Origin of the sequence: Zymomonas mobilis subsp. pomaceae ATCC 29192 (assembly GCF_000218875.1) — a bacterium.
Lineage (GTDB): Bacteria > Pseudomonadota > Alphaproteobacteria > Sphingomonadales > Sphingomonadaceae > Zymomonas > Zymomonas pomaceae.
In genome coordinates, this window is record NC_015709.1 from 752,637 (window position 1) to 772,077 (window position 19,441).

Below are 19,441 nucleotides of genomic sequence, written 5' to 3' on the forward strand. Positions count from 1 at the left end.
GGCCAAAGATTTCGCCTGCCGGATGGTCCTGTCCTATGTCTGACTATAAGCATATTTGCGTTTATAGGACGGATTAACGTTCCATAATAAGGCTTTGGAAAAGGCTAATGTACTTTGCGCCCTTTTTGTGTACGCAAGGTTGGCACAGCGGAGGCGGGATCATCTGGCCATGGATGGCGAGGATACCGTCCCCGCATCTCTTTGGCGACCATTTTCCAACTTCCTGCCCAAAAATCGGGCAAATTTGTTGTGGTCTGAATAGGACGGCCTGCGGGTGAAACGAGACGAAAAACCAACGCCACCCTTCCATTGGCTAACATCGGATGGTTTTTCATCCCGAATAAAGCCTGGGGCCTTACTTCAACCGCAGGCCCTCCTTCGGCTTGATAATCAATAACATGGCTGCTGCCTGCGGGTGTTATCAATCGTGCCGGTGCCCAATCCTCTAGTTGCTGTTTCCCCTGCCAACCCAAAAGATTGTCCAATGCCTGCGATAAAGCGGTAGGGGCGATTTGATCCAGACGTCGACACCCCTTTAAAATCGGTTCTAACCAGATCGCCTGTTTTTCTAACAAGGCGTTATCGCTTAGATCGGGAAGATTATCTCTTATCTCATCCGATTGGGCAGCAAGAAAAGCCCATCGTTGACGTAAAGTACACGCCGTTTCCGGCCATGGAAGAATATTCAAGCCATATTGCTGCACAGCCTCGAGTAAAGCCGCCGCGATCATCGATTCATCAGGTGAATCATCACGCCCTTTACTGAGGATAACAGCCCCTAAGCGCTGCCTTCTCTGGGGCTCAACAGCATAATTCTCTTTATTCAACTGAACGAGATGCTCTGTCATAATTTTGTCTGAAAAAAGCGCCGTTATATCTTCTTTATCAAGAGGCGCTGCGGCTATAATCCGTGCCGATTGGGCAGAACCTTGCGCTTCTGCAACGGCTAACCATTCATGACGGGCTAGGGGTGAAGCTGGGTCTAGTTGGAATCCTCTTCCACCCACAGATAGCCATTGGGACCCCGTTGAATCGCGCCTTTTTGCGACCCGATCAGGAAAAGCCAAAGCGATACAAATACCGATATGATTTTCATTATCGGGCGTAGGTGGGGTAGAGGATGAAATACCGGCTAATTTTTGCCATCTTGCCGCTAAATCCCGTGCTTTTTGGGCACGTGGCCCTCTATCACGACGAAAACGGGCTAAACGGCTTTCAAGGTCACAGTCTAACCCGCCTAACCCGCGTTCTGATAATAAGACAGCCATATCCGCTGCCATTTTTCCCAGTCCTCTTTCTTTCGCCGCTAAAAGCATATGGCCCAGAGGTAAAGACATCGGTAAACGCGTTAAGGCCTCACCATGAGGTAACGGGCGATTTTCTGCATTAATCGCCTCTAAATTGCGTAATCGCGTATAGGCTTCTTCAATCCCGCTTGAAGGGGGGGCGTCAATCCAACGCAATTTCCGAGGATCATCAAGTCCCCACAAAGCGGACTCAAGCGTTAAAGTCGAAAGATCGGCTTCGGTAATCTCGGGTGGATCATAGGGCGATAAACCAGCTTGAGCGGCTTCTTCCCATAATCGCCAAACATAGCCGACGGTCTGTCGCCCTGCCCGTCCTGCGCGTTGATCGGCTGAAGCGCGACTGACACGCTCTGTTACTAATCGGGTTAAACCCGCTTGCCGATCATAACGGGCACGGCGCGTTAATCCAGAATCAACAACAATAGAAATGCCATCCAGTGTCAAACTTGTTTCCGCGATAGCACTGGCTAATACCAGTTTTCGTTTTCCTTTTTCGGCGGGTAAAATTGCCGCCCTTTGTTCTTTAGGGTCAATCACACCATGCAAGCGATAGAGACAGATATTGGACGGTAAATCTTTTAATAAAGCCGCTGTCCGTTCAATCTCGCCTAGACCGGGTAAAAAAGCTAAAAGGCCGCCTTCATTTTCCTGTAAAGCTCGCCGGATTATGGCCGCCATATTTTGTTCAATCGAGATTTCAGCTTGACGCCCGACATAATTATAATGAAGCGGATAACAGCGTCCCTGACTTTCAAAAACGGGGGCTATCCCCCTATCCTCTTCGGCCATTAATGCCGAAAAACGTGTCCCGTCCATCGTGGCGGACATAGCAATCAACCTTAAATCAGGTCGCAAGGCGGCTTGAATATCTAACGCGAGCGCTAAAGAAAAATCGCTATCCAAACTGCGTTCGTGAATCTCATCAAATAAAACGGCCGATATACCCTGTAATTCAGGGTCTTTCTGAATATAATGTCGAAAAATACCCTCGGTCACGACCAGTATGCGGGTATCTTTAGAACGCTTGGATTCCATCCTCGTGGCATAACCTATTTGATGCCCCACAGGCTCACCCAGCATAGCCGCCATCCGCTCGGCGGCGGCTTTGGCCGCCAATCTACGCGGTGATAATAAGATTATTTGTCCATCACACCATGCTTCTTGCAGCAAACAAGGCGCTAATCCTGTTGTTTTTCCTGCCCCCGGAGGTGCAATCAGCACGGCATTGCTACGTTTTTGCAAAGCACTCAACAGAGAAGGAATGATCTGAGTAACCGGTAAATCAGGAAAAGAAGACAAAGCGCAAAGAGCCTTATAAATAAAATACCCGTATTTCTTCTTAATAAGCGCGCGCTATAGTGAACTCCACCGTTTCTAAAAGCGCCTCTTTCACCGCATTATCGGGAAAAGCTTTTAAAGAAGACATTGCCTTATCGCCATATTCATGGGCCCGTTTTAAGGTGTCTGTTAAAGCGTCGGTTTTGACCAATAAATCTTTGGCGATCATCAAATCTTCATTTGAAATCCGTCGGCCTTCTATGGCTTCACGCCAGAAAATACGATCTTTATCATCCCCTCGCTTATAAGCCAGAATGACAGGCAGCGTTACTTTGCCGTCGCGGAAATCGTCGCCGACCCCTTTACCCATGGTCTCACTATCGGACATATAATCAATAGCATCATCGACCAATTGAAAGGCAATACCTAAATATTGCCCATAATTGGCAAGGTTTTGTTCCAAAATATCAGAACAGCCCGCCATAACAGCGGCAATGCGGCAAGATGCTGCAAATAAAACTGCTGTTTTAGCCCCAATAATAGACAAATATCGCGGCTCGTCGGTTTCAACCTGATATTGGGATACCAGCTGATCGACTTCCCCTTGGGTAATAACCGCCGCCGCATTGGCAAGGATGTCTAACGCGCGCAAAGAGCCAGATTCGACCATCATTTCAAAAGCACGGCTTAATAAAAAATCACCAACCAGCACAGTCGGCCCATTACCCCAGATATTATTAGCGGTGCGCTTACCCCGTCGCAGATCGCTGTGATCAACGACGTCATCATGCAGCAAGGTAGCCGTATGAATAAATTCAATGGCAGCCGCTAACTTATAATGGACGGTTTCAGGTTGTCCGATCAGGCGAGAACATGCCAACATCAACATCGGGCGCATCCGCTTGCCACCACTAGAAATCAAATGGCCTGCCAATTCAGGAATAAGCGGTACTTCGCTTTGCATTCTATTAAGAATGACGGCGTTCACAGCCTGCATATCATCAGCCACTAAACGCATAAGCGGATCGAGAGAAGCCGGTTTGGAACGGCGGGAAGAGGATAAAATAGCGGTCATGCCGGAAGGGCTGTGCCTTGATGCGTAAAGAAATACAAGCGTTGACACTTGCCCAACTTGTTTGCAACCGTCAAAAAGATACCTCCATCGCTTCGATAACTAAGGATTTTCATTTATGCCCAATGATCGGTTGCAGCGCTATCGTAAAAGTATTGATAATATTGATACGGCCTTAATCTGTCTTTTAGCAGAACGATTCAAGATTACTTCAGATGTCAGTTATTACAAGGCTGAAAAACAACTTCCCCCTGCCGATCTTGCCCGTGAAGCCGAACAGACCACACGTCTAAGGCATTTAGCTGAATCAGCAGGGCTTAATCCGGATTTTGCGGAAGGTTTTTTACGGATGGTTATAGAAGAAGCGACCCGTCACCACCGGCTTATAAGAGACGAACTCCAAAAAAATGGGTCTAATTAACTTTTTTACAAAAGCGATGAAAAAAAAGGCCTTTTCAAAAAGAGAAGGCCTTTTTCTTTAAAAATTAAACCAAAACAAAAGTAAATTTCATCGAAAATAGATCAGAAATATTCAAAATAACCAAGGATAAACCCTAAAAATTATCCTCATATTTTTAATTTTAAGTGATTCTTTTCGTCAGGCGGCCATTACCTTGGTAAAAGCAGCCTTAAAAATATTCATCTCAGCGGGTGTCCCAAGCGAAACACGTACCCAATCAGGATAATTCGGACGCGGTCCTGAAATATGAACCTTATATTTTTTTAAAGCATCCGTGACAGATTGCCCCGGTTTTCCAACATGCAGCATGAAGAAAGAAGCCTCAGACGGTGTAAAACGATAGCCTTTTGAAGTAAGCCATGCGAAAATATTATCACGCACGGCTTTATTGTAAGCCTTTCTTCGGGCGACCAAGCCGACCTCTAATAAACTGGCTTCGGCAGCAGCAAAAGCGGGCAAAGGTGGTGTATTAAAATCAAACTGCAATAATTTTTCGAGTAAATCAGGGCGCGCAGCGGCAAAACCTAAACGAAGCCCTGCTAATCCATAAATTTTGGAAAAGGTTCGCAAGACAATAACCTCTTTATTCTGTGCAACCAAAGGCAAGGCTGATTTAGCGTTATCACTATAGTGAATATAAGCCTCATCCACCAAGACAATCGATCCCACAGGTTTATGGGCCAACAACCATTCAATGTCGGCCAGCGGTGTAACCACCCCTGTTGGGTTATTGGGATTACAAATATAATAAAGACCAGCATTAGGCGCTGCGGCTAGCATAGCCTGAACATCAATTTTATGGTCTTTGGTAATCGGCACGGTTTGAATCGCTGTTAAAGCTTCACCTGAAGGCGTCATAAAAAACATATCGAATGTAGGAACCGAGTAAGCGAGGGGATGAGTCTTACTGGTAAAAGCCAAAGCCGCTGCATGAAGCGGTACCGATGAACCATTAAAAAAACGCACATAGTCGGTGGGGATATGCGCTTGTTTTCCAACAATCGCCGCAATATTTTCAGCAAATCCCATACCATAACGCCCGCTTAACGCTATCGTTTTACTTAAAATAGTGCGGGCTTTCTCGCTGGGGCCGAGAGGATTTTCATTATAATTAATGAAGACGCCGTCTGTCACACTGTTCAATAAGGCTTCGGGGGACACAATATTTGTATCAGTCTGTAAGACATTCGCTTTTACGGCATGAGCGGCTTCACTCTGAAGTATAAAAGGCACCGCAACCGTACCTCCGACCGCCCATTGCATTAAATGCCGACGAGAAACATCAGACTTTTGCAAACTATCGCGCATTTTATTCCCCCTATAGCCTATACTTAGTAATATAAGCGGCTATTAAAGAATGAATAATCCCGGATATTCAACACCATTCTTCATTGAAGGAGATAATAATATACGTATTTTTTGCCATTATTTATAATAATAAATTAAATAAAAACCAAATATATTAACCCTATTTCAATAGGGCATTATCCAAGAACTCTATTAATAATAAAGTTCTCAGATAATAAAGATCAAGATGAAATTAATTTTTACTTTTAAAAGTTAAAGAGAAATATTTTTTCCCTGTTCTCCGGCAATTTCAATGATATATTGCCATGCCATACGACCCGAGAGGCCGCTTCTGGAACGAACCCAAGATAAAGCCTGCTTTTCATCCAGTTGTAAACCAAAACGGGCAGCATAGCCGCGCACCATTTCAATATAAGTATCCTGATTACACACATGAAAACCAAGATTAAGACCAAAACGATCAGCCAAAGCTAATTGATCATCTAAAACATCCCGCGCAAAAGAAGCCTCCGTATGCTGCACTTCACGCGCCACAATATGACGGCGATTGGCCGTAACATAGAGTCGGGCATTTTCAGGCCTAGCTTCGGCCCCACCTTCTAACAAAGACCGTAAAAGACGGGGCGCAGAGCTTCCTTCTTCAAAACCAAGATCATCGACAAATAAAACAAAACTACGCGGTTGATCCGCGATATGACCAAATAAATCGGGTAAAGTATCAACCCGTTCCCCTGCAACTTCTATCAGGGCGATGGGTGCCCCTTCTTTTTGTAATTCACCAACGACTGACTTACAAAGTGCGGATTTCCCACTGCCGCGTGATCCCCATAACAAAACATCATGGGCCGCAACACGATTAGCCAGACGCGCAGTATTATCTAATAAAGCCTTCTTCTGAACATCTACCCCCGCCAAACATTCCAATGGGAAGGGTTTAAAAGAGCGGGTGGCAATCAAACTTTTGTCACGCCAAACATAAGCAGGGGCCGCTAGGGGATCTGCCAAAACCGGAGGAGGTGGCGCAAGACGTTCTAAAGCATCCGCAATGCGTTTAAGCGTAGTATCATCAGAAGCAAGCATATCTTTTTACCTTAAGAATTCTATAAAACGAGTATTCTGTCTCATAAATTACAATTTAGACGCATTAGAAATTATATTTTCTTCTCTAAAAATAAAAGAAACAGCCTAAATCGAGACCCCAAAAAATTGGTCTAAATTCACGGAAAATCGACAAAAATAATAATAATTTCAATGTCTTATTAACTTATCCTAGAGGCTAATCAATTTAGCGCCCTGGGGGTGCTAAACGGATTAATATCCCTCCATTAGGATCATCACAAATCAACCAAAGCGCGCCATCAGGTCCCTGCGTTACATCACGCACAGAATGTCCCATCGGCCAACGATCCGTTTCACGCACTTTTTCCCCCTTTATCTCCATCCTTACCAGCATCTGGCTAGCGAGACCGCCAATAAAGGCGTTTCCTTTCCATTCAGGAAAAAGATTGCCTGTGTAAAAAGCGAGCGAAGAAGGGGCAAGGCTCGTACTCCAACTCCATTTAGGGCCAACAAATTCTTGATGGGTTACATTGGATTCTGTTGTGGGCGTGTTGCTTGCTGCGGTCGCTTGTTCTGACACGATAGGCCAACCATAATTAGCCCCTTTTCTAATCAGATTAAGTTCATCACCCCCATTTTGACCAATTTCATTTTCCCAAAAAAGACCATCGGGAGAAAAGGCCAAGCCCAAAGGATTGCGATGTCCTGATGTCCATATTTGAGATTTTAAAAAACTGGTGCCATTGAAAGGATTATCCGGAGGAATACGTCCAATATCCGTAATTCTTACAATTTTCCCAAGATTAATACTCATATCTTGGGCAGAGGCGGGCTGGTGACGATCGCCACTTGAAATAAACAGAGATTTATCAGGCGCAAAAACCATTCTGGCCCCAAATTCCAGATTACCTTCTGTCTTTGGATCTTGACGCCAGATAACGGATAAACCGGATAATCGCCCACCGCCCTTATTATCAAAGATCAATTCCGCACGCCCGACGACAGCACCGACAATTGTTTTATCAAAGGATTCATTGCCATTATTTTCAGCTGGAATTTCTGCTGATAATTGCGAATTTTTATTTTTTCCAACAGTACTCGTCTCTGTCCAGCTGAGATATATTAGATGATTCCGGTCAAAATCAGGATGCAAGGCTATATCGAGCAAGCCCCCCTGCCCGGCATCTGAAACGGCAGGTAAATTCCTAATAATGCCGATCTGATTATCAGGATGCCATAACTTAATTTCGCCTGATTTCTCCGTAACTAACAAACGACCATCAGGCAAAAAAGACATCGCAGTAGGATGCGCGAATTTTGCTAATTCATGGACAATAAAAGGCCGTCGATCAACCGGTGTTAGCTGACCTTGAAGGACGCTGACAGACTCACCGCTTTCATCACTCTTTGCGGCTAATTCAGCATCTATCGCCTTGTGATACTTTTTAATGACGTTGCAACCACTGAGCAGAAAGGCCGATAAAAAAACACTTCCCCATGTAAAAACAGCCTTCCCCCTTATCCGCTGGCCAAAAGAACGGTTAAACAAGGGGGCTTTCGGGTGTTTGATCATGGCAATTCTTTCTTCCATTATCCGAAAAGAGGGTATTTAAGATGCGACATAGCAGATATTCAAAAGCAAAAGAGTGAAAAACAGTTCAAAAATAATCAAAGCCAAAAATCTTTAGAAGAAAATTTTTTATCCGGCTTATTTTTCTCCATAACCCTGAAAATAAGCAATATTATAGATATATCCTCTTGTAGGAAGCGACGAAAATCTGTATATAATTAGTGATCTCCTCGACATAGACGGTCTTTGTTGGGGCTGGTACTCTTTCAGTGCCGGCAGGATAACCTGTGTAAATAGGCTTATATAACCTTAAGGTATCATGAGCACCGATCAGATATTAAAGCCGCGTACGAAAATGAGAATAAATCTCGCTGATTAACACTGCCAAAACCTTAAATCATAAGGTTTAAAGGCAAAAGACGGAACAGACAGGGCTATGACAGATCCGGCAGAAAAAAAACCTCTCGTGGATATTCCCGCGATTACAGCCTTGATTGAACCCGAAGTTAAAAAGTTAGGTTTAGACTTGGTACGGATTGCTATGCTGGGTGGGAAAAGCGATCCGACTTTACAGATAATGGCAGAACGCCCTGATACACGGCAAATCGGCCTTACTGAATGTGAAACGTTATCACGCCGTATTTCTGACATACTGGATGAAACCGATCCGGTAGAAAGTGCTTACCGCCTTGAGGTTAGTTCCCCCGGTATTGATCGGCCTTTGACCCGTCTAAAAGATTATCAAGATTGGCAGGGCTTTTCCGCCCGTATTAAACTATCAGAACCGATAGATGGTCGAAAACAATTTGATGGCGTTTTACTAGGACTTGATGAAAAGAACGAAGCTATTGTCATCGACTGTGTTAAAATTGGTCGTAAGACGCTATCTTTTACGGCTATTGAACGTGCGAAATTATTGTTGACTGATGCGCTTATCGCCGCCACCCAACCGCTGACTAGCGAAGGTGCCGACCAGATTGTAAGAGAAGGATGACCGATATGGCTACTGCCATTTCTGCCAATAAGGCTGAACTACTTGCGATCGCCGATGCTGTGGCGCGTGAGAAGCTGATTGACCGCGCTATTGTTATTGAAGCGATGGAAGAGGCTATTCAGCGTGCAGCTCGGGCCCGTTATGGGGCTGAAAATGACATTCGGGCTAAAATTGACCCTAAAACTGGTGATATGCGCCTATGGCGTGTAGTCGAGGTAGTCGATCAAGTCGATGATTTTTTCAAGCAAGTATCCGTTACGGATGCTCAGAAATTACAAAATGGCGCCTCAGTTGGGGACTTTATTGTCGATCCGCTTCCCCCGATAGAATTCGGACGGATCGCAGCACAGGCGGCTAAACAGGTCATTTTTCAAAAAGTCCGCGATGCAGAACGTGAACGGCAATATGCCGAATTCAAAGACCGTATCGGTGAAATCATCACGGGTATTGTCAAGCGTATTGAGTTTGGCCATGTCGTGATAGACTTGGGTCGTGCTGAGGGTGTTTTACGCCGCGATCAACAAATTCCTCGGGAAACCTTCCGTGTTGGAGATCGCGTTCGCTCTTTGATTATGAATGTCCGCCGTGAAAATCGTGGCCCACAAATTCTACTTTCCCGATCTCATCCTACCTTCATGCGCAAGCTTTTTGCTCAGGAAGTACCCGAAATTTATGACGGTATTATTGAAATCAAAGCTTGCTCGCGTGATCCAGGCAGCCGCGCCAAAATCGCTGTTGTCAGTCAGGATAATTCCATTGATCCGGTCGGTGCCTGTGTGGGTATGAAGGGCAGCCGCGTTCAAGCCGTTGTTCAGGAAGTACAAGGCGAAAAGATCGACATTATCCCATGGTCAGAAGACATGGCGACCTTTGTGGTCAATTCCTTACAACCGGCACAGGTCTCTCGTGTGGTCATTGATGAAGATGACAGTCGAATAGAAGCTGTGGTACCTGATGATCAGCTTTCCTTAGCCATTGGTCGACGCGGACAAAATGTCCGTCTTGCCAGTCAGTTGACTGGATCCGCTATTGATATTCTGACTGAAGCCGATGCCTCGGAACGTCGCCAGAAAGAATTTGTGGCTCATTCCGAATTATTCCAGCAGGATCTGGATGTTGATGAGACCTTGGCGCAATTATTGGTTGCTGAAGGTTTTGGCAATTTGGAAGAAGTCGCTTATGTTGATCAAGCCGAAATTTCTAGTATTGAAGGTATCGACGAAGAGCTTGCTTCTGAGTTACAAAGCCGTGCCCGTGAAGCTTTAGAGCGACGCGAAGCAGCGGCTTGCGAAGAACGACGCAATCTTGGCGTTGAAGATGAACTGGCTTCTTTGCCTTATATGACAGAAGCGATGCTTCTTACTTTAGGTAAAGCGGGCATTAAAACGCTTGATGATCTTGGTGATCTTTCCACTGACGAACTAGTGCAGAAGAAACATCAGGATCAGCGGCGTCGACGTACGTCCGATAATAACGAAGAAGACGGTATTCTGGCTGAATATGGCCTCAGTCAGGAACAGGGGAACGAAATCATCATGGCAGCACGAGCCCATTGGTTCGATGAAGCGGATGATGAAAAAACTTCCTCAGAAGACACTGAAACAAGGTCGGAGAAAGCCTAATAATGGTTTATGGAACCTCATTCCATTGCCTTTGGGCGCCTTTATTTAAAGGAGGCGCCCTGGCGTATGGAAGACAATGAAACCGTCAATGATGAACTGACGATCGATTCGTCCCGCCGGTGTATTTTAACTGGCGATAAGGACTCGCGTGATTGTTTGATCCGCCTTGCACTTGCACCGGATGGCTCTGTCCACCCCGATGTTAGGGCGCGTGCGCCCGGACGTGGGGCATGGATTAGCGTTGATCGCACGACACTCGACCAAGCAATTGCAAAAGGTAAATTGAAGGCAGCGTTACAGCGAGCCTTCAAAACCTCTCAGATTGTTATTCTTCCTGATCTTTCCACCCGTATCACAGAAGCACTGCAACAGCAGTTTCTTAACCAGCTGGGCATAGAAGCCCGCGCGGGAAGACTTCTCACGGGATCAGAACGCATTGCAGATAGCTGCAGAGCTGGGCATATAGCCCTCTTATTGCATGCCTCCGATGCAGGCGAAGATGGACAGGGAAAGCTTGATTACGCTTTCCGTGTCGGGGGGAAGAATAAAGGTACGGGACAAGCGGTCATATCTGAAAAAGGTCTGATTCTGCCTGTCGATCGCATGATTTTGTCATTGGCGCTGGGGCGCGGAAATGTGGTACATATCGCATTAACTGCGCCAACTACAGCGGATCGCATCAAACATTCTTTGATGCGATGGTGCCGATTTATAGGTTGGAACTGGGATACCGATGCTTGTGTCGAAAAGACACAGGATCAACGGCTATCGCTGGAAAAATGTGAAGGGTTCGGATTAGCAGATGAGCGATAACGACAAGCCGAAGCTCGGGATGCGGGCGCCGCTGGGGGTAAAACGCACAGTAGAGACCAGCAAGGTGAAGCAGAGCTTCAGCCATGGCCGTTCAAATACCGTGATTGTAGAGACCAAAAGAAGGCGGGTTATTAACAAACCGGGGGCCAGTGATACGGCTGTAGAAAAAGCTGCCACACCGGAAACTGTTAAAGAGACAGAACAAGCCGCCGTCGCAAGCCAGAATAAGGATATAAAAGTTACTCAAACGATAGAGAAAACCGAAACTACCGCATCGGTTGCCCCTACAGCAGTAGAAAAGCCTGCTGTTCAAAAGCCGGTAGAAACTGAAATGCTGATTACAGAAGCGGCCCCTAAAACCGCATCGGTTGAGCCTGCTGCAAAGAAAACTGAAGCAGAAAAAGCGCCTATTGAAGCCGCTAAACCTGCAACAGAAACTAAGGCTACCGTAGAAAAAGCTCAGGTTGAAAAGGCCTCGGCACCAAAAGCGACAGCGGTCAAATCAGCAGATAAAGCCCCTAAAAAAGCGGGGGAACGTACCACAGCTAATAGTGGTAATAATCGTAACCAGCCTAACCGTGCACAGGATGGCCGTGGCCGTCAGGGTGCGCGTGGTCAGGGCCAAGGTCAAAAAAATCAGCCTGCACGTAGCGGCGGTGGACAGCGTGCGCCGCAACGGACGTTGCCGCATAGAGATCTTGCCTCACGGCAGGAATTACAGGCCAAGCTGTTACGTGAAGCCGAAGATGCGCGTTTACAGGCACTTGAAGAAGCCCGTCGCCGTGAAGACCGATTAAAGTTGGAAGCGGATCAAGAAGAGCAACGCCGTATTGAAGAAAAGCGGCGCCTTGAAATGGAAGCCAAGATTGAAGCCGAAAAACAGGCTGAAATTGCGGAAATTCAGGAAAAAGAAAAAGCTGAAGCCAAAGCCCGAGCTAAAGCTGAAAAAGAAGCCCGAGCAGCTGCTGCGCCTCAGAAAACAGCTGAGGCTGAGGATAAAGGACGTCGTCATCCACCGAAAACGGGTGCAGCAAAACCGCGCACGGCTGAAGAAGGTCGCACGACAGAAACGCCACGGACAACGACAGTACCGCGTCGCTTTACACCGGTGGCCCCTGCGCGTCGTGAACCGGCTCGTCCTGCTATGCGGGATCGTAAAGGTGAAGATCGTCGTCAATCAGGTAAGTTAACCGTTACCAAGGCTTTATCGGGTGATGAGGGGGGTGCACGTGCACGTTCATTAGCGGCCCTTCGTCGGGCACGTGAAAAAGACAAACGCGCCAATCAAAACCGTGCACAACAGGTGCGGCAGGTACGTGATGTTGTCGTCCCAGAAGCTATTACGGTTCAGGAACTGGCGAACCGTATGGCTGAACGGGGTGCCGATCTTGTCAAAGCGCTGTTCAAAATGGGGGTTGCAGTTACGCTAACCCAGACGATTGATCAGGATACCGCTGAATTGCTCGTGACCGAATTTGGTCACAACATCAAACGCGTATCAGACAGTGATGTCGAAATTGATACCCTAAGCGATGTTGATCCCGAGGAAACGCTAAAAGAACGGCCTCCTGTTGTTACGATTATGGGTCACGTCGATCATGGTAAGACGTCTTTGCTGGATGCCTTGCGCGGTAGTGATGTTGCTCGGGGTGAAGCGGGCGGTATTACACAACATATTGGTGCCTATCAGATTCAGGTTCCATCAGGGGCGAAAATCACCCTTTTGGATACACCAGGTCATGAAGCCTTCAGTGAAATGCGGGCTCGGGGTGCCAATGTTACGGATATCGTTATCGTGGTTGTCGCGGGTGATGATGGCTTACGACCACAAACAGTCGAAGCGATTGACCATGCGCGTGCCGCCAATGTGCCGATCATTATTGCCATCAATAAAATGGATAAGCCTGATGCAAATGCTCAGCGTGTCCGTGAAGCTCTGCTGCAATATAATGTGCAGGTTGAAGAGATGGGCGGCGATGTTCAGGACGTTGAAATTTCCGCTGCGAAAAAGACCGGCCTGGATGATTTGATCGACAAAATTCTGCTGCAAGCAGAAATGCTTGATTTAAAGGCCAACCCCGATCGTTCGGCAGAAGGTACTGTTGTCGAAGCCAAACTTGATCGCGGTCGCGGCCCAGTGGCCACCATTCTTGTCCGTCGAGGCACCTTGAAAGTCGGTGACATCTTTGTTGTCGGTGAATTCAGTGGGCGTGTTCGGGCTATGACGGATGCGCAAGGCCGCAATCAGCAAGAGGCAGGTCCTTCTATGCCGGTTGAAGTCCTTGGCTTATCCGGTGTGCCACAGGCAGGTGATACGTTATCCGTTGTTGAAAGCGAAGCTCGTGCTCGTGAAGTCGCGTCCTATCGTGCAGAGCTGGCCCTTCGCAAACGGACAACAGCGGCCCCTGCTAGCTTGGAATCAATGTTCTCGGCATTGAAAGACAAGCAGGCAGTCGAATATCCGCTGTTAATCAAGGCAGATACACAAGGTTCGGTTGAGGCTATTGCGGGTGCTCTGAACAAAATTTCGAATGAGGATATTCGCGTTCGTATTTTGCATCAGGGTGTAGGGGGTATTACCGAAAGTGATGTTTCACTAGCCGCCGCTTCTGGTGCCCCGATTATCGGTTTCCATGTTCGTCCCAATAGTAAAGCGCGTGACATTGCGCGTCGCGATGGCGTCGCTCTCAAATTCTATGATGTAATCTATGATTTGATCGACGAAATTAAAGCGGCAATGGCTGGCAAACTTGGGCCGGAATATTTTGAAACCGTCGTGGGTCAAGCTGAAATCCGTGAGGTCTTCTCGGCTGGTAAACACGGTCGGGCCGCCGGTCTTCTCGTTCTCGAAGGCTTTATTCGCCAGAAATTACGGGCGCGTGTATTACGTAATGATGTCATTATTTATAATGGCTCCATTGCTTCTCTCCGTCGGTTTAAGGACGATGTATCCGAGGTTCGCGCGGGTCTGGAATGCGGTATTACGCTTGAAGGCTCAATCGATATTAAGGCCGGTGATACCATCGAGACCTTCGAAGTCGAAGAGCGTGAACGCACCCTTTAACATTAACCTAATAATCCTCTGCTATAGCGGTCAGAAAAACTTTCTGGCCGCTATAGCCTCTTTATTCTAAACCGATGTCTTTTTAAGGGTCGTTCCTCACAGCCTTTAAAAAGGTATCGTGTTTTCTGCTTATAAAGCGGAAACAATAGATAAATCTGTTTTGTTTTTCTTTATTCCGCAAGGTCAGTTTACCAATGCGTCGTAACCAAACGCCCGAAGGTCACTCTATTCGTCCACTTCGCGTAGGAGAGCAAATCCGCCATGTTTTAGCGGAAATGCTTATGCGAGGAGAAGTGCATGGTGACAGCCTAGATAATCTGATGGTTTCCATCAGCGAGGTGCGAATGACACCGGATTTACGCATTGCTACAGTTTTTGTGAAATCTCTGGGCGGCGTTGCTGATGAAACGGTTATTTCGACGCTATCTAAAAATGCGACCTTTCTTCAACGGGCGATAGGACAAAAAATCAGGCTCAAATATGTGCCACGCCTACGCTTTTTAGCGGATGAAAGTTTTGAGCAAGGTAGTCTTATCGATCATCTATTAAGGTCGCCCCATGTCGCTCGTGATTTACAGGAAGATGACAAAGATATGCCAGATTCAGTGAGTAAAAATAAAGAATAACAGGATATAAAAGCGGACAAGCCTCAAATGGCCAAACTTTATTTTTACTACGCTTCGATGAATGCGGGGAAATCAACGAACCTATTGCAGGCGGATTTTAACTATCGTGAACGGGGTATGCGCACGATGTTATTTACCGCTGGTATTGATACCCGTTATAAAAAAGGCATGATCCGTTCTCGTATTGGTCTCGAAGCCCCCGCAATCCCCTTTTTTGACCACACTGCTATTCTGCCTCTAGTGCGCTATCAACATCAAGCAACCCCTGTGGATTGTATCTTGGTCGATGAAGCGCAATTTCTTAAAAAAGCACAAGTATTTCAACTTGCCCAAATCTGTGATGAGTTAAGTATTCCCGTCTTATGTTATGGTCTTAGAACTGATTTTCAGGCCCAATTATTCGAAGGTTCTCAATATCTATTAGCTTTGGCAGATGTCTTAACGGAAATTAAATCTGTCTGCCGTTGCGGTGCAAAAGCCACGATGAATTTACGGGTAGATGATCGGGGAAAACCAGTCAGACAAGGCCAACAAACGGAAATCGGGGGTAATGATCGCTATGTCGCACTTTGCCGCCGTCATTTTATGGAAAATCTAAACGCCCTATGACGATAGCTGATAAGTCGGAAAAGGTTACTTTATCCCCTCCTCTACTAGCCGCGCTTCACGGTTGGATCATCCTTGATAAAGCAGAAGGCCCTGGATCAACGCAAGCCGTATCCGCGGTTAAACGGGCCATTCGTCTAGCTGGCTTACCCAAAGTTAAAGTCGGCCATGGCGGGACATTAGATCCGTTAGCATCAGGTGTCTTACCCGTAGCCTTAGGTGAGGCGACTAAATTAGCAGGCTATGCCCTTAATTCTGATAAGGTTTACGAATTTACCTTACGTTTTGGCGAAGAAACAGACAGCTTGGATCGTGAAGGCGCCGTTATCGCGCAGTCGGATAATCGACCGACAAAAGAAGCGATCGAATCGATATTACCTAGTTTCCAAGGGAACATTCACCAGATACCGCCTATTTATTCAGCCTTGAAGATTGATGGAAAACGGGCCTGTGATCGTGTCCGTGCCGGTGAAACTGTAACGGTTAAAGGGCGAGATATTACGATCTATGATCTAAATCTTGTTGCATATAGTCCAGATGAGGCATCTTTTCGAGCCACTGTTTCCAAGGGTACCTATATTCGGAGCCTCGCTCGAGACATAGCCCATGCCCTTGATTGTCACGGTCATGTTAGTCGATTGCGCCGCTGTAAATCAGGTCCATTTACGGACAAACAGGCAATTTCGCTAGACAAACTGATGGAAATAGCTAATACTGGAAAGCTGAATAAAATACTTTTGCCCCTAACAGCAGGGCTGGACGACATCCCGGCTTTCGCTGTTTCTTCCGATCAGGCAAAAGCACTCCGTCAGGGGCAGAAATTGGTCGGAATTAATGCAGAACAAGGCTTGAATATGGCGATGGAAACAGAAATGCCCGTCGCATTAATTGAAGTTTTCGAGCAACAAGCTCGGGTTTTGCGCGGTTTCAATTTTTAAATAGAAAGGATCGCTGATGTCGATCACTGCAGAGCGCAAAGAAGCGCTGATTAAAGAATATGCTCGTGTTGAAGGCGATACGGGTTCCCCCGAAGTTCAGGTAGCGGTTCTGACCGAACGGATTATCAATCTGACGGAGCATTTCAAAGCCCACGCCAAGGATAACCATTCCCGTCGTGGTCTTTTACGTTTGGTAAACAAACGTCGCAGCTTGCTTGACTATGTTAAAAACAAAGATCAGGCTCGTTACAGCGATCTTATCGCGAGGCTGGGTCTTCGCAAATAAAAGACGACGCGGCCTCCTTAACTGGGGGCCGTTTCGCATCCGGGCATCTCGCAATCCGGCGACCCCGGAAAAAGGCAGCTCCAGACATAGGGTCGGAGCCAGAAGGAATTTGAATGTTCGATATTAAACGCCAGGAAATCGATTGGGGCGGAAAGAAGCTGACGCTGGAAACCGGACAGGTTGCCCGTCAGGCAGATGGCGCCGTCATCGCGACCTTAGGTGAAACGGTCGTGCTTTGCGCGGTAACAGCGGCCAAAACGGTTAAAGAGGGACAGGATTTTTTCCCTTTAACGGTTCATTATCAAGAAAAATATTCAGCAGCCGGTCGTATCCCCGGTGGCTTTTTCAAGCGTGAACGTGGTGCTAGCGAACGCGAAACTTTGGTTTCACGCTTGATTGATCGTCCAATTCGCCCCCTTTTCCCGGACGGTTTTTATAACGAAACCTTACTTATCGCTCAGGTCATGTCTTATGACGGCGAAAATGAACCTGACATCTTAGCCATGATTGCGGCCTCGGCTGCTCTTGCGCTTTCCGGTGTGCCTTTCTTGGGCCCAATTGGTGCTGCGCGTGTTGGCTATCAAGATGGCGAATATATTTTAAATCCGACCTTGGCTCAGCTCGAAAACAGCGATCTTGATCTGGTAGTCGGTGCAACGCGCGATGCCGTGATGATGGTTGAATCGGAAGCAAAAGAGCTATCCGAAGAAATCATGCTTGATGCGGTTTCCTTTGCGCATAAATCTTTACAGCCTGTTATCAAGGCGATCATCAATCTTGCCGAGCAAGCCGCGAAAGAACCGTGGGAGCTCTCAAGCTATGATGACACAGCTTTGGCTGCAAAAGTTGAAGAACTTTGCAAAGATAGCCTTGATAAGGCCTATCGTCTGACCAAAAAAAGTGAACGTGTAGAGGCTATTTCTAAGGCCAAAGCCGTTTTGGATGAAGCTTTCCCCGATGCTGATGCCTCGGAAAAACTACGCATTCAGAAATTGGCGAAAAAACTTGAAGCCAAAATTGTTCGCACTGCGATCTTAAAAGAAGGTCGTCGGATTGATGGTCGTGATCTAAAAACGGTTCGTCCTATCCGTTCACAGGTTGGTTTCTTACCTCGGACCCATGGGTCTGCGCTCTTTACGCGGGGTGAAACCCAAGCCTTGGTTTCCACAACCCTTGGAACCGCAGATGCTGAGCAAATGATTGATGGCCTGAATGGCCTTCATTACGAACGCTTTATGCTGCATTATAACTTCCCACCTTATTCCGTTGGTGAAGTGGGTCGTTTTGGCGCTCCTGGCCGTCGTGAAATCGGTCATGGTAAACTGGCATGGCGTGCTTTACATCCTGTGCTTCCTAGCAAGGCTGACTTCCCTTATACGATCCGCGTTCTATCCGATATTACGGAATCAAACGGTTCTTCCTCGATGGCAACGGTCTGCGGTGGCTGTCTTGCTTTGATGGATGCGGGCGTTCCCTTGAAGCGTCCGGTCTCCGGCATTGCGATGGGCCTTATTCTTGAAAAAGATGGTTTTGCCATTCTTTCCGATATTATGGGTGATGAAGATCACTTAGGGGATATGGACTTTAAGGTAGCCGGTACAGAAGAAGGCATTACCAGCCTTCAGATGGACATTAAGGTTGCTGGTATCACTGAAGAAATCATGGGTAAGGCTTTGGAACAGGCAAAAGCCGGCCGTGCCCATATTTTGGGTGAAATGTCCAAAGCTTTGGGTGAAGTTCGTTCGGAACTTTCGAATTTAGCGCCTCGTATTGAAACAATGAGCGTTCCTAAAGACAAAATTCGTGATGTTATTGGAACTGGCGGTAAAGTCATTCGTGAGATTGTTGCGACAACCGGCGCGAAAGTTGACATTGAAGATGACGGCACCGTACGCTTGTCTTCTTCTGATCCGGCTCAGATCGAAGCTGCCCGTAATTGGATTACCGGTATCATCGAAGAACCGGAAGTCGGCAAAATTTATAACGGTAAGGTTGTCAACATTGTTGATTTCGGTGCCTTTGTGAATTTCATGGGTGGCCGTGATGGTCTGGTTCACGTCTCTGAAATTAAAAACGAGCGCGTGAACAAGGTCAGTGACGTTCTGGCCGAAGGCCAGGAAGTTAAGGTTAAGGTGCTTGAAATTGACAATCGCGGTAAAGTCCGCTTGTCAATGCGTGTTGTCGATCAGGAAACTGGCGCGGAACTGGAAGACAATCGTCCGCCTAGGGAAGCTCGTGAAGTCAGTGATCGCGGTCCACGGGGTGATCGGCCTCGTCGCGATCGTGGCCCACGTCGCGAACCGCAGAATGGTTCAAACCATTCAGGCCGTGATATGGAACCCGAATTTGCTCCGGCTTTTTTACGAAAAGATGATTAATTTTTCTTTTTAGAAACTTAATCTTTGTTAAAAGAAAAGGGATCTTTCAAGGTCCCTTTT

General features: G+C 46.9%; 15 protein-coding genes and 1 pseudogene. 11 read left to right on the forward strand and 5 right to left on the reverse strand.

Annotation, left to right across the window (positions count from 1 at the left end; genetic code table 11):
- Window positions 1-104 precede the first annotated feature (104 nt).
- Window positions 105-2,606: an ATP-dependent helicase HrpB gene (gene hrpB / locus ZYMOP_RS03355; protein ID WP_013933953.1), complete on the reverse strand. Its 2,502-nt coding sequence runs from the start codon at window positions 2,604-2,606 to the stop codon at window positions 105-107.
- Window positions 2,607-2,646: 40 nt separating this feature from the next.
- Window positions 2,647-3,660 carry a polyprenyl synthetase family protein gene (locus ZYMOP_RS03360; protein WP_013933954.1) on the reverse strand — a complete coding sequence of 338 codons (1,014 nt, stop codon included), beginning with the start codon at window positions 3,658-3,660 and terminating at the stop codon, window positions 2,647-2,649.
- A 115-nt stretch (window positions 3,661-3,775) separates the two neighbouring features.
- Between ZYMOP_RS03360 and ZYMOP_RS03365 the strand changes: the two genes are divergently transcribed.
- The gene (locus ZYMOP_RS03365) at window positions 3,776-4,078 is read left to right on the forward strand and encodes a chorismate mutase (RefSeq protein WP_013933955.1); all 303 of its coding nucleotides are present in this window, start codon (window positions 3,776-3,778) and stop codon (window positions 4,076-4,078) included.
- Between the two features lie 177 nt (window positions 4,079-4,255).
- Here ZYMOP_RS03365 and ZYMOP_RS03370 read toward each other — a convergent pair whose 3' ends face one another.
- The 3 genes from ZYMOP_RS03370 to ZYMOP_RS03380 all read right to left on the reverse strand — a co-directional run bounded on the left by ZYMOP_RS03370 (window position 4,256) and on the right by ZYMOP_RS03380 (window position 8,057).
- Window positions 4,256-5,425, reverse strand: coding sequence for a pyridoxal phosphate-dependent aminotransferase (locus ZYMOP_RS03370; protein WP_013933956.1), 1,170 nt, complete (start codon window positions 5,423-5,425; stop codon window positions 4,256-4,258).
- Between the two features lie 252 nt (window positions 5,426-5,677).
- Window positions 5,678-6,505, reverse strand: a complete 828-nt coding sequence (locus tag ZYMOP_RS03375; protein ID WP_013933957.1) for an ATP-binding protein — start codon at window positions 6,503-6,505, stop codon at window positions 5,678-5,680.
- A 205-nt stretch (window positions 6,506-6,710) separates the two neighbouring features.
- Window positions 6,711-8,057: a PQQ-dependent sugar dehydrogenase gene (locus ZYMOP_RS03380; protein WP_158498491.1), complete on the reverse strand. Its 1,347-nt coding sequence runs from the start codon at window positions 8,055-8,057 to the stop codon at window positions 6,711-6,713.
- A 433-nt stretch (window positions 8,058-8,490) separates the two neighbouring features.
- Between ZYMOP_RS03380 and rimP the strand changes: the two genes are divergently transcribed.
- The 10 genes and pseudogenes from rimP (at window position 8,491) to pnp (ending at window position 19,381) form a co-directional block, all read left to right on the forward strand.
- Window positions 8,491-9,048, forward strand: a complete 558-nt coding sequence (gene rimP / locus ZYMOP_RS03385) for a ribosome maturation protein RimP (RefSeq protein ID WP_013933959.1) — start codon at window positions 8,491-8,493, stop codon at window positions 9,046-9,048.
- Between the two features lie 5 nt (window positions 9,049-9,053).
- Window positions 9,054-10,670, forward strand: a complete 1,617-nt coding sequence (gene nusA / locus ZYMOP_RS03390; protein WP_013933960.1) for a transcription termination factor NusA — start codon at window positions 9,054-9,056, stop codon at window positions 10,668-10,670.
- Window positions 10,671-10,736: 66 nt separating this feature from the next.
- The gene (locus ZYMOP_RS03395; protein ID WP_158498492.1) at window positions 10,737-11,483 is read left to right on the forward strand and encodes a DUF448 domain-containing protein; all 747 of its coding nucleotides are present in this window, start codon (window positions 10,737-10,739) and stop codon (window positions 11,481-11,483) included.
- A pseudogene (locus ZYMOP_RS09685) lies at window positions 11,473-11,638 on the forward strand (translation initiation factor IF-2 associated domain-containing protein); the annotation flags it as partial. The gene ZYMOP_RS03395 and the pseudogene ZYMOP_RS09685, both read left to right, overlap by 11 nt.
- Before the next feature lie 176 nt (window positions 11,639-11,814).
- Window positions 11,815-14,547 (forward strand): translation initiation factor IF-2, encoded by a 2,733-nt coding sequence (gene infB / locus ZYMOP_RS03400; protein ID WP_371851885.1) that lies wholly within the window; start codon window positions 11,815-11,817, stop codon window positions 14,545-14,547.
- 194 nt (window positions 14,548-14,741) lie between these two features.
- Entirely contained in the window at window positions 14,742-15,173 is a 432-nt protein-coding gene (gene rbfA, locus ZYMOP_RS03405; protein ID WP_013933963.1) for a 30S ribosome-binding factor RbfA, read from the forward strand.
- A 27-nt stretch (window positions 15,174-15,200) separates the two neighbouring features.
- Entirely contained in the window at window positions 15,201-15,782 is a 582-nt protein-coding gene (locus ZYMOP_RS03410; protein WP_013933964.1) for a thymidine kinase, read from the forward strand.
- Window positions 15,779-16,717: a tRNA pseudouridine(55) synthase TruB gene (gene truB, locus ZYMOP_RS03415; RefSeq protein ID WP_013933965.1), complete on the forward strand. Its 939-nt coding sequence runs from the start codon at window positions 15,779-15,781 to the stop codon at window positions 16,715-16,717. Before ZYMOP_RS03410 ends, truB begins: the two co-directional genes overlap by 4 nt.
- 16 nt (window positions 16,718-16,733) lie before the next feature.
- Complete coding sequence (gene rpsO, locus ZYMOP_RS03420) at window positions 16,734-17,003, forward strand: 30S ribosomal protein S15 (RefSeq protein WP_013933966.1); 270 nt, start codon at window positions 16,734-16,736, stop codon at window positions 17,001-17,003.
- A gap of 113 nt (window positions 17,004-17,116) precedes the next feature.
- The gene (pnp, locus tag ZYMOP_RS03425) at window positions 17,117-19,381 is read left to right on the forward strand and encodes a polyribonucleotide nucleotidyltransferase (RefSeq protein WP_013933967.1); all 2,265 of its coding nucleotides are present in this window, start codon (window positions 17,117-17,119) and stop codon (window positions 19,379-19,381) included.
- The last annotated feature ends 60 nt before the right edge of the window (window positions 19,382-19,441 follow it).